The sequence below is a fragment of the Marinicella marina genome, from assembly GCF_030065545.1.
Taxonomy (GTDB): domain Bacteria; phylum Pseudomonadota; class Gammaproteobacteria; order Xanthomonadales; family Marinicellaceae; genus Marinicella; species Marinicella marina.
Genome location: NZ_JASJNC010000003.1, coordinates 385,806 through 399,504, shown reverse-complemented (window position 1 = coordinate 399,504; position 13,699 = coordinate 385,806). Strand labels below are relative to the sequence as shown.

Below are 13,699 nucleotides of genomic sequence, written 5' to 3'. Positions count from 1 at the left end.
TCAATGCATTCAGAAAGCATTCAGCTGACTTGCAGATATGTTAAATAAGTTTTACAGCAGTCAGAACTCAGTGATTAATTACTGCCATTAATAACAACAAGCGTAACCAAATAAATCGGTGTTTGGGTTTGGGTTGTCTGGTTGTGAAGCCAAGACGCCCGCGCCTCTGTTGGAATCATTGTCGGCGCCATCGCTGGTCCAACAGGCATTGCTGAATTGGCCGTTGTTGCGCAACACCTGCATTTGACTTTTGCTGCAAATATTGGCACCTTCTGCATGACAAGTACGAGCAGCATCAAAAAAATTGCTGTCATTGGCATCATTGATGGTGCCTGTGCAGACGCCAGCAATCACTGTGCCTGGGCAAGAGTTATCTGTCGGTTTGGTTGACAGGCCGCAGCAGGCAAAAGCAAATGTTTGAAGATAGTTTGCGTTATCTAATGAGTTGGTGCCCAAAACATCGTTCATTAAATTAGCATCATTATCAGACAGGTCGTTACTGGCTCTGCGCACAGCAGTGGAACCAAAAGCATTGGCATCATTCAATGCCACCAGTTGGGATTTAGTACACAAATCTGAATTCTTTTGGTGGCAGATTTGACTGGCAGTTGACCAAATGGTGTCCTGTTTGTCATGAAGATAGGTTACTTTGACGCCATTGATGTCGGTGGCATTTGATCGGGTTGGTTCAGGTAAGACATTGCCACAGCAGGCATAACTGTACTGCTGAATTAAAGAGGGATCATCAGAGCTGTGGAGGAATACACCTTTCGAATTACTGTCATTATCAGAAAAATCTTGGGTCCAACGCGGTCTACCTGAATAGAACAAGTCTGTGTTAAATGTCCCACCATTCGTGGTCATGGCGACGTATTGGCTGGCAGAGCATAAATCACCACCCAATGCCGAGCAGGATGTCACTGCTGTGTTCCAATCGGTTGATTGGGTGTTGTCGTAATCCAATATACATACGTTATTGAATATCACACCTGGTGACCCATTGGATGACTGACAAACGCCCTGTGCGCTCTGATCTATTGCATCGTTACATATGATGCTGCCGTCTGCATTGATGGCACTGACATACTGGCCTTGTGAACAGCCGCCGGTGATGCGTTGTTGCACTTCAGCAATGTTTATTTGTGCTGCACCCACTTCACCATCAGCTAAATCAGCTGAGGTTATGGTGGCATCGAGGATGCTATCAGTGGTCACCGCACCGTTAGCTAAATCTATATTGTTGATGCTGCCATCTGAAATTTTAATACTGTTCACTGCGCCATCAGCCAAATCACTGTTGCTCACTTCACCGTCAATTATTTTTGCTGTATTAACCGCGTCATTGGCCAGTTTGGTCGTGGTGATAGAACCATCTTGAATTTCTGAGTTACCCACAGCATCTGCGCCAACAAATTGGGCGTGAATGGCGTAAGGAGAAGAATTGATTTTATACCTGGGTAACAGCTGTTGGAAACCGCCGTTGCTGCTGCCTTCACGGATACGAATTTCTAACCAAACTTGATTGCCAGTAAAAGGAACATCACCAAAATCCAGCTCTACGCTAAAAAAACCTTGATTAACATTGGCGTCATCGACCAGGAATTGTGCCAATTCGTTACCACCGTTTGCTGCATCATACGCATATAAGTCAAAATCATAGGACCCATCCACAGGGACACCGTTTATAGTCAAATTACCTTGATAACTGATTTCAGAGCCTAATTCTGTTTGTGCTGTTACAGCCAAGCTGATAAATATCAGTGCCACTGGTATGATTAAATCTTTCATTTTGTTCCCCATTAATTATCAAAGCCGTTCTTAAATATGATGTCATTGTTGCTGGAGGCAGACCATATGCCACCATTGATGACATAGATGCCACCTGTAACAAAGGATGATGCTTCGGATTGACCAACGCTGCCCTTGACTTCATATGTTGAGCCAGAGGCAGTGCCGCCAGAAGCTTGTATAGTGGATTGGGTGATTTCATAATCGTCACCCGACTGGGCAGGACTGATTGTTAATGCCACCAGTGCCCAAGTTGTTATGCTTGTTGCCTTCACTTTGATTATTCCCCTCAGCGAGTCTTTGCAATCATTAATATAGCACAGCACAAATAAGAAAATAGTTTTTTTGAGAAAGCAATTCAGTACCTAGAGGTTTTCAATCTATCAGGTAACAACAGTCAGCGTATGCTTATGTCTAAGCCAGACTAACTCACTCTACTGAAAAAATGCTTTTGATTGAATCAATGGTTGTCTCTGTTTATGGTCGAATTTATGCAATAGACCATATTCTGATGGTGTACTTTTGATTGGTAGAAAACAATTCAAACATCAAACCAAAAATCCAGCCATTCACAGCAAAACCAATCAGTTGTAATATAACCAATGGCAACAGTGAGTCACTAAAAAAAGGATAATTACTGTAGTCATATTGGAACATCATGTTAAACAGCAAGATTAAGACAAACATCAAGCCTGTTATTAACCCAAATCTGAATCCATCAGATAAGGCTGTTTTGGGCATCACATAAAGGTAAGCAGCAAAACTCAGGGCCAGTCCTTCAATGCCCCAGATTATGGTGTTTTTAACAGAAAAAAGGTGTGTGCTCAATAAACCGTTGAATCCAGCATAGGTGGTGAAACCCGGATTATTAGACATCATCAAATCAATCAAAAATGAAATCAAAATGAATGATAGGGTCGAGAAAAGCAGATATATTTTCATGGTAACCTCGATTGCTTGCATAATGAAAGTAATTCCCAGTTTAATTAAATACTTGTAAAATGCAAGTAATATTTGTATTATTTAGCCATGACCAAAAATACCACATATAAAATGACCGTCTGTCCGATGACATACGTGTTGGAAATACTCGGTGATAAATGGAGCTTTCTGATCATCAGAGACATGCTGTTCAAGGGCTGTTGTCAGTACAAACAATTCATCGAGAGTGATGAGGGCATGGCCACCAACATCTTAGCCAATCGCCTCAAAAAACTGACCCAACATGATTTAATTACACAATGTAAGGACCCCAACAACGGCCGCCAGAAGCTGTATCACCTGACCACCAAAGGTTTGGATTTGGTTCCAGCGATCTTGCACCTGATCAAGTGGAGTGGAAAACATGATTCTGAAACATTGCTTTCAGAGAAAATCATGCATTATTTAGAACACCGTTTTGATGATGCGGTTGACATCGTGAAACAGGAATACCGGCAAAAGTGCCATGTCGAAACGGTGAACTAGATACAAGTTTTAAAGCTGCTTTAAGACCTGATCGGTAAATGCAGTGGTTCCCAATGTTTGACAAGTACTTTCGCTGATATCAAGGGTGCGAAAACCTGACGCCAGCACCTGTTCAATCGCTTGTTCGATGGCCGATGCTGCAGCGTCTTTGTTGAGCGAATGCCGCAGCAGCATAGCCAGTGACAGTAATTGTGCCATTGGATTAGCCACATCTTGATTGGCAATGTCTGGGGCTGAGCCACCAGATGGTTCATACAAACCAAAACCCTTGTCATTGAAACTGGCTGATGGCATCATCCCCAGTGATCCCGGTAAAGCACTGGCTGCATCAGACAAAATATCACCAAATAAATTGGCGGTGGCAATCACATCAAATTGCGCTGGGTTGAGAATCAGTTGCATGGCACAGTTGTCAACCAGCATGTGAGACAGCTCGACTTGAGGGTAGTCTTTTGCCACTTGATTAAAAACCTGGCGCCACAGTCTGGAGGTTTCGAGCACATTGGCTTTATCGACTGAAGTGAGTTTGCCGGATCTCTGTGCCGCGGACTCAAATGCTTGCAACGCAATGGTTTTGATTTGTGCTTCATTATAAGAGGCTACGTCTTCAGCGACTACTTGCCCATCGACTTTAAAACTGCGTTTGTCTCCAAAATAAATGTCTCCGAGTAATTCACGGTAAATTAGGATTTCATCACAAGCATTAAATAAGTGATTTTTTAATGGTGAGATATTGGCCAATGATGAATAAAACTTGGCTGGTCTGACATTGACACTTAAATTCAAGTGATTACGCAGAGCCAGGATTGAATTGACTTCACAGTTGAGCCATTGGGGTGAATCTGTGGCCTCAATGGGCCCCCCTACTGACCCAAATAAAACAGCATCAACTTGGTTGATTAATTTTTTGGTGGCAGTTGGAAAGTGCTGTTGGTATTTGACATAGGCAGCACCACCAATCAGGCCGTGGGAATAAGTAACTTCTGGTGCCACTTTATGTAACACCCTCAATGCCTGCTGCATCACTTCGGGACCAATGCCGTCACCAGCCAGCACCGCAATGTGTGGCTTATTTTTAGCTTCACTCACTGTGATGCCCCATTTTGGATAAACAGCGAGTGATTCACGGCAGCCGTTTTGTGGGCTTTGATTTGACCCATGTGCTGCAACAAATAATCAACCTCATTACTGCCATGGGTGATGCAGTATTGAAAGAATGGATTGATATTAAATGCATGGTTGAAGTGTTTACTTGTGACGTTCGCTGTCGCTAGGTCTATGCTTAAATACAGGTTTTCAGCTTCAGCAAATTGGGCCATTTGTTGACAAGTATCAGTGCTTAATTCGATCAATACCAAGCCGTTTTTCTTGGCATTATTACTGAAAATATCGGCAAATGAAGGTGCAATGATGGCCTCAAAGCCTAATTCCTGTATCGCCCAAACGGCATGCTCACGTGAAGAGCCACAGCCAAAATTATCACCAGCTATAAGGATTTTAGCTGCTTGATAGCGTTTTTGGTTCAAGACAAAATCAGTGTTTGCCTTTTTCAGTCGAGCAAATGCATGTTGACCAAATCCAGACTGTGAGGTTTGAGTCAAGTGTTGGGCTGGAATGATGATGTCAGTGTCTATGTCATCAATCATCATTGGCGCACATAAACCTTGAATATTGTGTTTTGCAATTTTTTTATACATCATCATGAAGCCTCGTGTTGGATGAATTCAGTACAGATAAAACCGGCCAATGCGCTGTAGGCAACGGTTGCTGGTGATGCCAGATGAGTGATGCTGCCGGTTCCCTGTCGCCCTATGAAATTGCGGTTGGTGGTGCTGATACAACGTGCTCCAGCAGGCACTTTGTCATCATTCATGCCCAGACACATGGAACAGCCAGGCAGGCGAAATTCAGCACCAGCCGTTTCGAAAATTTGATCTAAACCTTCTGCTTTGGCTTGAAGCATCACCTGTTCAGAACCGGGCACCACGTACATGGTGACAGCTGTGGCAATTTTTCTGTCACGCAATATATCTGCCACAATCCGCAAGTCCTCTATGCGGCCGTTGGTACACGAGCCGATAAAAGCCCATTGGATTGGCGTACCTATCAGCTTTTGATTGGTGTTTAATTTGACGTAATCCATGGCTGCATTGTGTTCATCGGGTGTTTTTTGGTGACTTTGAATCGCTTGTTGGGGGTTGGTGCCCCAGCTGATCATCGGTTTAAGCTCAGCAATGTTCAATTCAATGGTTGAATCATAGCTGCAGTCTGGCTCACTGCAAAGGCTCTGCCAATACTCAACGGCTTGTGCAAACAATGGCCCCTGAGGCGCGTAAGGTCGATCTTTGATGTAATCGAAAGTGGTTTGATCAGGTGCAATTAAACCCGCAATCGCACCGCATTCAATACTCATGTTACATAATGTCATGCGCTGTTCCATGGACAAGGCCCTGACCGCAGCACCGGTGTATTCAATCACGTGTTGAGTGGCTCCACCGATACCAATTTCAGCAATCAAATGCATGATCATGTCTTTGGCATAAGTCCCATTGGGTAATTCGCCTGTGAACGCCACTTGCATGACTTTGGGTTGGTTCATTAAGATCGCTCCTGTGGCAAAAACATGAGCCAAGGTTGATGTGCCTATGCCAAAAGCCAAGGCACCAAAAGCGCCGTGAGTGGCGGTGTGTGAATCACCACAAACCAATGTCATGCCCGGTTGGGTGACACCCATCTCAGGGCCAACCACATGAACTATGCCCTGACGAGTGCTGTCTAAATCACAGATGGGTATGTTGTGTTTGGCACAATTTTTGCGCAGCAATTCAATCTGAGCTTTGGCGGTTGGGTCATGAATTTCATGGCGATTGGTGCGGGTGGGAATGCTGTGATCGATGGTCGCCAGGAACTTGCTGGAATCATATACGCCCAAATTCTTATCATCAAGCATGTCAAAAGCTTGAGCGGAAGTCACTTCGTGCAACAAAGCAAAATCAATACCTAAGATATCGGGGAAGCCGTTCTGTTGCTTGATTAAATGCTGTTGCCAAATCTTTTCTACAATATTATCAGGCATCTTCAGTCCCTCATAGCAACTTTTAACGCCGGTTCTTGAGCTGTTTCTAGGCGGTAATGTTCGGCAATCAAATGCTGGTTGAAAGCATCTATCAAAGCCATCAAAGCAGCTGTTTCAATGTCGTGGTGATGGGCTTTTCCTTGATAAAAATCATCACCTACAGCGATGCTGATGGTGGCATATGCCTCGGCATGACGCCCGGGTTCTTTGGATTCACTGCGATAGGATTGGATGTGAAATTGAGCAAAACGTTCACGCAGGTATCGATGCAAGGCGGTGGTTGCAGTGGCATCATCCTGACATGTGATGTCAAAGCGTTCGTCTTCGCCAAAGACTTTGGCGGCAATGGCAAAGTGCTTTTGTTGTGATTTATTTTCAAACACAATTTTTTTCACATCAATCGGTTTTCGGTAACTGAAGTAAGCTGCCATGAATTCAGCATCGGTTAAGCCTTTGCGTCGGTTTTTGTGATAATCCTTGATGTACTGGGTAATTGTTTGACGTTCTTGAGGTTCACACACATAGCCATGTTTTTGGATGATTGACTGTGCGTGGTTGCTGCCACTTAAGGGACCGAAGACAAATGATATGTTTTGACCCACTGAGCTGGGAGGAAATGGTTGGTAAACTTCTGCATTTTTCAGGATGGCGTTGGTGTGGCCGCCAGATGAATGCTTGGCTGCATTGTCGCCACTGATGGGCCAGTGTGGTTGGCGGATCAACATGTGTTTATCAACAAAGTCTGAAATTTGACTAATGTGTCGATTTTGACAACGCGTCATGGCTGGATTTTTTTTACTGCTGAAGGTTTTGATGTACATGATGCATTGTTCTAAAGCGGCATTACCGGCCCGTTCACCAATGCCATTAAAACAGCCCTCTACTTGCGTTGCTGGGCCATCAAAAACGGCGCGCATGCTGTTATCCAAAGCCAAACCAAAATCATTATGACAATGCACAGACCAGGTGATGTCTCGATCTGGAAAGCGTCGTTTCATGATGGCAGCATGTTGGTTCATGTGGTTGACAAAATAATCATCACCTTGCAGATGACAGGCACGCCCAATGGTATCTGGACAGTTAATGGTGGTGGCACCTGCGGCAATAGCGGTGCTGATTAACTCAGTGGTGAAATCAAAATTATTACCCATTTGTGAATAGGCTTCAGGACTGAATTCAACTTCTAAACCGGCATTCACTGCCATTTCAATCATGCTTTGGGTGTCTTTTATGATTTGTTGTTCATCCTCAGCATATTTGCCCAGAGAGGCTTTCATCAGTTCAGGAGCCACTGGTAAATAAACATGCAAAACGGCACGTTTTGAAGGTATTAGCGGACTCAAGGCTTGCATGGTTTTCAGCACTTGCTCTTCACGTAATTGACTCAAAGCAGCCACTTTGGGACTGTGTGATTGTTGCGCATACATTTGCGCGATGTGGTTGACTATTTTGTAGTCTTCAGTACTTGCACTGGGGAAGCCAGCTTCTAAAACGTCGATGTTAATTTTAGCCGCCAACTGCGCATATTCGATGTTTTTACTGTAACTCATGCCAGCGCCTGGACACTGTTGGCCATCCCTTAATGTGGTATCAAATATTTTAATGTGTTTCATGGTAATCACCTCTTTGTGTGACGTAAAACGCAGGTACAGTTCACCTGTATTCAAAGATTCAATCTTCGAAAGAAATCACGTCAGTTTGGTTTTTTTAAATGAGTTTGTTCTGAGTGTCAGAACGGACTTAAGTGTTTGATTCGAAGTTTAAATTCTAATCAAGAGGAGGAGGTCGAGGAGAATGATGCGGGCGTTAGATGGGTTGGTTGTTGAGCTGTTTACAGGTGTGTGATGATGTCGATAATGTTGCCGTTTCATAACGGTTTCCTCTTGGTTATTTTTAATCTAATAAGTGATCGATTTGTCCTGTTTTTATGCTTAAAAATTGGACGCCTTTTTTTAAGCTAACATAAATAAATTGAAAAAAGAAATACTTTTTTTGTATTCATGCAGCGCCATGAAAAAACCAAAAATAATTGTTGACAATAAAAATTAGCTGCAACAACATATGCCGAAACGAACACAAAATATTTTATTAACAACAACAAAAATAAACTGAAAAAATTAATCCAAATGAACTTATTTGCCAACATTCAACTCATTAACATCGTCGTCATCGTCCTCGTGATTATTGACCCACATGTGTGGTGAGTTCGGCAAACAATTGGTCAATCCAAAAAAGCCCTTCTCACCAAGAAGGGCTTTTTTTTTACTTTAATTTTTTAAACCAACAAAAATAAAAAAAGAGAGAACGATGTATTACAACAACGAAACAGTGATTTACCTTAATGGCCAATGGCAATTGGCCAAAGACACTTCAACAGGTCTGTACCAACAGTCTTTCCATTATGGCAATGGCGTCTTTGAGGGCATTCGGGCCTATGCCACTGATCAGGGTGCACAAATCCTTAGGGCTGAAGCGCACTATGAAAGGTTGTTGTATTCAGCCAAGATGATGCACCTTGATGTTGACTACAGCGTGGAGCAGTTGATTCAATTAACGCAAGAGTTATTGGCAAAGAACAATTTACAAGATGCCTACATCAGGCCACTGGTATATGCTGAGGAAAAACTGGGTCTGCAGGCTGAAAATAAATCCAACTTGTTTCTCTGCGCATGGGACTGGAGTCAGTATTTCGCCGCAGGTGAATTGAGCATGAAAGTTTCACCCTATTGTCGCCCTGACCCACGTTCATGTCATGTTGATGCCAAGGTCTCAGGCCATTATGTCAATTCAATTTTAGCCATGAAAGATGCCCATAACGAGGGCTTTGATGATGCTTTGTTATTGGATCAAAAAGGCTATGTTGCTGAGGCCAGTGGTGCCAATATATTTTGCCAAAAAGATGGTGCACTTTTTACCCCGCCTAAAGGCAATATTCTGCCTGGTATCACCCGTTCAATAGTCATGCAGTTGGCAGCAGCCAATGGCATAACTGTCCATGAAAAGTTATTCACACCGGATGAATTGATGGCAGCAGACGGTGCCTTTTTAACCGGTACAGCGGTTGAGATACAGGCCATAGGTAGCATCAATAGACAACCCTTCAAGTTACCTTGGCCAGATACTTTTGGTGCCACATTACAACAACAATTTCACCAACATGTTCGACTGCGAAAAGTTAAATTTAAAAAAACCAAGGCTGCCTGATGAAAATATTAAACCCCTATTCACAAGCTGTTACTCAAGACGACAGCCAGCCAGCAGCCAAAGCCATGTTACATGCGATTGGCTTGACGCCTGAACAATTGAATCAACCATTTGTTGGTATCGCATCCACAGGATATGAGGGCAACCCTTGTAACATGCATTTGAATGACTTGGCAAAGCACATCAAACAGGCGGTCAGTCAATACCCACTCAATGGTTTAATTTTTAATACCATCGGCATTTCAGACGGCATCTCAATGGGCACCAGTGGCATGCATTATTCTCTGCCATCCAGGGATTTAATTGCTGATTCGATGGAAACAGTGGTGGCAGGTATGCACTATGATGCGGTTGTAACTGTGGTTGGTTGTGATAAGAACATGCCAGGTGCGATGATGGCGATGTTGCGTTTGAATCGACCAGCTGTTTTGGTTTATGGCGGAACAATCGCCTCAGGTTGTCATGCAGGAAAAAAACTAGATGTGGTTTCTGCTTTTGAGGCTTGGGGTGCCAAAGTGGCGGGCCAAATGGACGAGAAAAACTACCATCAAGTGATTCAAAAAGCCTGTCCCGGTGCCGGTGCTTGTGGTGGGATGTACACCGCCAACACCATGGCCGCGGCCATTGAGGCCATGGGCATGAGCCTGCCTTATTCGTCATCCAATCCAGCTGTTAGTAACAGCAAAGCGGGCGAATGCCTTCAAGTGGCAGATGCCATCAACGGGTTGATTCATAAAAATCTGAAGCCAAGGGACATCGTAACCAAAGAATCGATGTTGAATGCTTTCAAGTTGGTGACAGTGTTGGGCGGATCGACCAATGCGGTGCTGCACTTTTTGGCGATTGCCGATGCCGCCGGCATTGATTTGAGTTTGGAGGATTTACAAGAAGTCAGTGATACCACACCTTTTCTGGCCGATCTCAAACCCAGCGGACAATACCTGATGGAGGATCTGCACCGCATTGGTGGAGTCCCTGCCGTGCTGAGTTACATGTTGGATTTGGGTTGGTTAGATGGCAGCTGTATGACCGTGACCGGTCACAGCATGAGTGAAAATTTAGCCAAGGTCAAACCGCTCGATGCTGATCAGGATGTGGTTCTCCCTTACCACAAACCAATTAAGGCCACAGGTCACATACAGATTCTCAAGGGCAATCTGGCCAGTGCTGGTGCGGTGGCTAAAATCACCGGTAAAGAAGGTGAGTTTTTTCATGGCCCAGCGCGGGTGTTCAACAGCGAGAAAGAGGTTAACGAGGGCATTGCATTAAACCAGGTAAAGGCCGGTGATGTGGTGGTCATTCGCTATGTAGGACCCAAAGGTGGGCCTGGTATGCCAGAAATGCTCAAGCCAACAGCCGCCATCATAGGTGCCGGGTTGGGTGATTCCGTGGCCTTGATCACTGATGGGCGTTTCTCTGGCGGCACCCATGGTTTTGTGGTTGGCCATGTCACACCAGAGGCTCAAGTCGGTGGCGAAATTGCTTTGGTAGAAGATGGCGACCTCATAACCATTGATGCCAAACAAAATCAAATAACCCTGCATGTGGATTCAACAAAACTGGCACAGCGCAGAACAAACTGGCAAGCACCGCCGCTCAAAACACAACGTGGCACATTAGGAAAATACGCCCGCACAGTTTCATCGGCGTCAACCGGTTGTTTGACTGACCTGCCGAGTGAAGCTGATTCAGTGGTCGAATTCAGCGCCGCAAAACCGGCACCACTGGCGTTGAATGTGAACCCTGATGAAGGCGCAGAAAATCATTCAAGACAAGGAGCTCCATCATGAAATCAGCCTCAATAATTGCCGATCCTAACATCAAGCAAAAACCTGCAGCCAGCGCTGAGACCCGAACTGTGACTGGGGCCGAGGCCATCATCTTGAGTCTTTTGGCTGAAGGTGTTGAAAAAATATTTGGCTATCCAGGTGGTGCCATCATGCCCACTTATGACGTGCTGTATAACTATGAAAATCAATTAGAGCATATCTTGGTGCGCCATGAACAAGGCGCCGTACACGCTGCCCAAGGTTATGCGCGTGCCAGCGGTGAGGTCGGTGTTTGTGTGGCCACATCTGGTCCAGGTGCTACAAATTTGATTACCGGCATTGCTGACGCTTACCTTGATTCAACGCCTGTCGTTTGTATCACAGGTCAGGTCTTTGCCAGCTTACTGGGAACAGATGCTTTTCAAGAAATCGATATATTGGATATATCCATTCCAGTTACCAAGTGGAATTACAAAGTAACCACAGCCGCTGAAATTCCAGCGGCAATGGCCAAAGCGTTTTATGTCGCCAAAAGTGGTCGACCAGGCCCGGTGTTGATTGATATCACAAAAAATGCCCAGATGGATGCATTGGATTTTGTTTATCAATCGTGTCATAACTTAACGAGTTATGCACCCTACCCCAGGCCCAGTCAATTGGCATTGGCGCAAGCCGCCAGTTTGATTAACCAAGCGCAAAAACCGATGGTGCTGATGGGACAGGGTGTCATTTTGGGCGAGGCTGAAACCGAGTTTCTGAGCTTTTTAGAGCGCAGTGGGATGCCCGTTGCCAGTACTGTGCTTGGCTTATCAGCACTACCAACAGATCACCCGCAGTACGTTGGTATGTTGGGTATGCATGGTAATTATGCGCCCAATACGTTGACTAATGAGTGTGATGTATTGGTGGCTGTGGGCATGCGGTTTGATGATCGGGTAACCAGTAATTTGGCCTATTATGCCAAACAAGCCCAAGTGATTCATTTGGAAATTGATCCCAGTGAAATCAACAAAAACGTCCATGCTGATGTTGCTGTTTTAGGAGATGTGAAGCAGACCTTGCCAGAGCTGAGCAAATTATTGAGGCCAAAAACTTATCCAGTGTGGCTGCAGAATTTTCAAAAATTACATGCGGTTGAGGATAAAAAAATTATCCAAGCTGATTTAAATGTTGAAGGTGATGAGTTAGGTATGGCTGGGGTGATTGAAGCCATCAATCAAAACTGCGATGATGCCATTTTAGTGACCGATGTCGGTCAGCATCAGATGGCAACTTGTCGCTATGCCAAATTCAAGCAAAGTCGCAGCCTCATTACTTCCGGTGGACTCGGTACCATGGGCTTTTGTTTGCCTGCAGCCATTGGTGCTAAATTTGCCCGCCCAGATCGTCCAGTGATTGGTGTGGTTGGTGATGGTGGGGTGCAAATGACCATGCAAGAGCTTGGTGTGATGATGCAACACCAGCTGGCTGTTAAACTCATCATCTTGAACAATCAATTTTTGGGTATGGTTCGCCAGTGGCAGGAGTTGTACTTTGAACAACGCTATGCTTCAACTCCCATGAGTAACCCAGATTTTTGCATGGTTGCTGAGAGTTACGGAATTGCCAATCAAAAAATTGATTCACCCAAGGCATTGAATCAAGCCATCAAAGACATGCTCTCACATCCCGGTGCTTATGTACTTGAAGTGATGGTGAAGCAGCAAGAAAATGTATTTCCAATCATAACGCCAGGTGCTTCAGTGGCAGATATGTGCCTAGAATCACCCGAATCTGATGTCGAACAAATGGGAGGCTAATCGCATGAAAAAGAATTATAACTTTGCCATTTATTCGAGTGACCAAACCGGCATTTTGAACCGCATTACCGCAGTTTTTTCGCGGGTGAATTTGAATATCGATGCACTTTCAGTTTGTGAAACTGAACAAGTTGGCGTATCCAGACACAGCGTTCAGGTACATTGTGAACAGCAAGTGGCCATGCGATTGAGCAAACAATTAGAACGCCAGATTGATGTTATAAGTGCGGAATTCAGGGAGGAAAGAGATTTGATTCAACTTGAAGTGGCTTTGTTCAAAGTGGCCACCCAGTCGATGTTAGATCAACCAACAGCTGAACAAATCATTCGTCAGCACCATGCCAGCGTATTGAGCATGAACAATGAATTCACAGTGATTCAAAGAACTGGCCAATACCAGGAAAACCAGGCTTTTCTTGAGGCTTTAACAGTTATTGGCGTCATTGAATTTGTGCGTTCAGGACCGGTAAGTATCAGCAGGCCTTTGATGCAGGCTGCATCACAAACTGATGCGGTTATTTTTAAACAACATGCCACCTGTAGTCCTGAAGAGCAGGCGGTTGCAAAATTTTAGATTAATAAAAAAGTAGGAGAAA

General features: G+C 44.5%; 12 protein-coding genes. 5 read left to right on the top strand and 7 right to left on the bottom strand.

What is annotated here, in order from left to right; genetic code table 11:
- Nucleotides 1-87: 87 nt before the first annotated feature.
- The 3 genes from QNI24_RS06755 to QNI24_RS06745 all read right to left on the bottom strand — a co-directional run bounded on the left by QNI24_RS06755 (nucleotide 88) and on the right by QNI24_RS06745 (nucleotide 2,730).
- Nucleotides 88-1,788, bottom strand: a complete 1,701-nt coding sequence (locus QNI24_RS06755; RefSeq protein WP_267175233.1) for a hypothetical protein — start codon at nucleotides 1,786-1,788, stop codon at nucleotides 88-90.
- Nucleotides 1,789-1,799: 11 nt separating this feature from the next.
- Nucleotides 1,800-2,063 (bottom strand): hypothetical protein, encoded by a 264-nt coding sequence (locus QNI24_RS06750; protein WP_267175234.1) that lies wholly within the window; start codon nucleotides 2,061-2,063, stop codon nucleotides 1,800-1,802.
- A 214-nt stretch (nucleotides 2,064-2,277) separates the two neighbouring features.
- Nucleotides 2,278-2,730 carry a hypothetical protein gene (locus tag QNI24_RS06745; protein WP_267175235.1) on the bottom strand — a complete coding sequence of 151 codons (453 nt, stop codon included), beginning with the start codon at nucleotides 2,728-2,730 and terminating at the stop codon, nucleotides 2,278-2,280.
- 87 nt (nucleotides 2,731-2,817) lie between these two features.
- Here QNI24_RS06745 and QNI24_RS06740 point away from each other — a divergent pair, with 87 nt between their 5' ends.
- Nucleotides 2,818-3,255, top strand: coding sequence for a winged helix-turn-helix transcriptional regulator (locus QNI24_RS06740; RefSeq protein ID WP_267175236.1), 438 nt, complete (start codon nucleotides 2,818-2,820; stop codon nucleotides 3,253-3,255).
- A gap of 9 nt (nucleotides 3,256-3,264) precedes the next feature.
- Here QNI24_RS06740 and leuB read toward each other — a convergent pair whose 3' ends face one another.
- The 4 genes from leuB to QNI24_RS06720 are packed head-to-tail and all read right to left on the bottom strand — an operon-like array spanning nucleotide 3,265 to nucleotide 7,944.
- Nucleotides 3,265-4,344, bottom strand: coding sequence for a 3-isopropylmalate dehydrogenase (gene leuB / locus QNI24_RS06735; protein ID WP_267175237.1), 1,080 nt, complete (start codon nucleotides 4,342-4,344; stop codon nucleotides 3,265-3,267).
- Nucleotides 4,341-4,955, bottom strand: coding sequence for a 3-isopropylmalate dehydratase small subunit (gene leuD / locus QNI24_RS06730; RefSeq protein ID WP_283708587.1), 615 nt, complete (start codon nucleotides 4,953-4,955; stop codon nucleotides 4,341-4,343). Before leuD ends, leuB begins: the two co-directional genes overlap by 4 nt.
- The gene (gene leuC, locus QNI24_RS06725) at nucleotides 4,955-6,331 is read right to left on the bottom strand and encodes a 3-isopropylmalate dehydratase large subunit (RefSeq protein WP_267175238.1); all 1,377 of its coding nucleotides are present in this window, start codon (nucleotides 6,329-6,331) and stop codon (nucleotides 4,955-4,957) included. Before leuC ends, leuD begins: the two co-directional genes overlap by 1 nt.
- 2 nt (nucleotides 6,332-6,333) lie before the next feature.
- A complete protein-coding gene (locus QNI24_RS06720) occupies nucleotides 6,334-7,944 on the bottom strand; it encodes a homocitrate synthase/isopropylmalate synthase family protein (protein WP_267175239.1) in 1,611 nt (536 codons plus the stop codon).
- 694 nt (nucleotides 7,945-8,638) lie between these two features.
- Here QNI24_RS06720 and QNI24_RS06715 point away from each other — a divergent pair.
- Genes QNI24_RS06715 through ilvN form a run of 4 tightly spaced genes read left to right on the top strand, consistent with a single transcriptional unit; the run spans nucleotide 8,639 to nucleotide 13,677 of the window.
- Nucleotides 8,639-9,535, top strand: a complete 897-nt coding sequence (locus tag QNI24_RS06715; RefSeq protein ID WP_267175240.1) for a branched-chain amino acid transaminase — start codon at nucleotides 8,639-8,641, stop codon at nucleotides 9,533-9,535.
- The gene (gene ilvD, locus QNI24_RS06710) at nucleotides 9,535-11,325 is read left to right on the top strand and encodes a dihydroxy-acid dehydratase (RefSeq protein ID WP_267175241.1); all 1,791 of its coding nucleotides are present in this window, start codon (nucleotides 9,535-9,537) and stop codon (nucleotides 11,323-11,325) included. The genes QNI24_RS06715 and ilvD overlap by 1 nt, the downstream gene beginning before the upstream one ends.
- Nucleotides 11,322-13,103: a biosynthetic-type acetolactate synthase large subunit gene (gene ilvB, locus QNI24_RS06705; protein ID WP_267175242.1), complete on the top strand. Its 1,782-nt coding sequence runs from the start codon at nucleotides 11,322-11,324 to the stop codon at nucleotides 13,101-13,103. Before ilvD ends, ilvB begins: the two co-directional genes overlap by 4 nt.
- Nucleotides 13,104-13,107: 4 nt before the next feature.
- Nucleotides 13,108-13,677 carry an acetolactate synthase small subunit gene (gene ilvN / locus QNI24_RS06700; protein WP_267175243.1) on the top strand — a complete coding sequence of 190 codons (570 nt, stop codon included), beginning with the start codon at nucleotides 13,108-13,110 and terminating at the stop codon, nucleotides 13,675-13,677.
- The last annotated feature ends 22 nt before the right edge of the window (nucleotides 13,678-13,699 follow it).

Coding starts and splice junctions, on each gene's coding strand:
- QNI24_RS06755 (WP_267175233.1), bottom strand. CDS start 1,788: ATGAAAGATTTAATCATACCAGTGGCACTGATATTTATCAGCTTGGCT.
- QNI24_RS06745 (WP_267175235.1), bottom strand. CDS start 2,730: ATGAAAATATATCTGCTTTTCTCGACCCTATCATTCATTTTGATTTCA.
- QNI24_RS06740 (WP_267175236.1), top strand. CDS start 2,818: ATGACCAAAAATACCACATATAAAATGACCGTCTGTCCGATGACATAC.
- leuD (WP_283708587.1), bottom strand. CDS start 4,955: ATGATGTATAAAAAAATTGCAAAACACAATATTCAAGGTTTATGTGCG.
- leuC (WP_267175238.1), bottom strand. CDS start 6,331: ATGCCTGATAATATTGTAGAAAAGATTTGGCAACAGCATTTAATCAAG.
- QNI24_RS06720 (WP_267175239.1), bottom strand. CDS start 7,944: ATGAAACACATTAAAATATTTGATACCACATTAAGGGATGGCCAACAG.
- QNI24_RS06715 (WP_267175240.1), top strand. CDS start 8,639: ATGTATTACAACAACGAAACAGTGATTTACCTTAATGGCCAATGGCAA.
- ilvD (WP_267175241.1), top strand. CDS start 9,535: ATGAAAATATTAAACCCCTATTCACAAGCTGTTACTCAAGACGACAGC.
- ilvB (WP_267175242.1), top strand. CDS start 11,322: ATGAAATCAGCCTCAATAATTGCCGATCCTAACATCAAGCAAAAACCT.
- ilvN (WP_267175243.1), top strand. CDS start 13,108: ATGAAAAAGAATTATAACTTTGCCATTTATTCGAGTGACCAAACCGGC.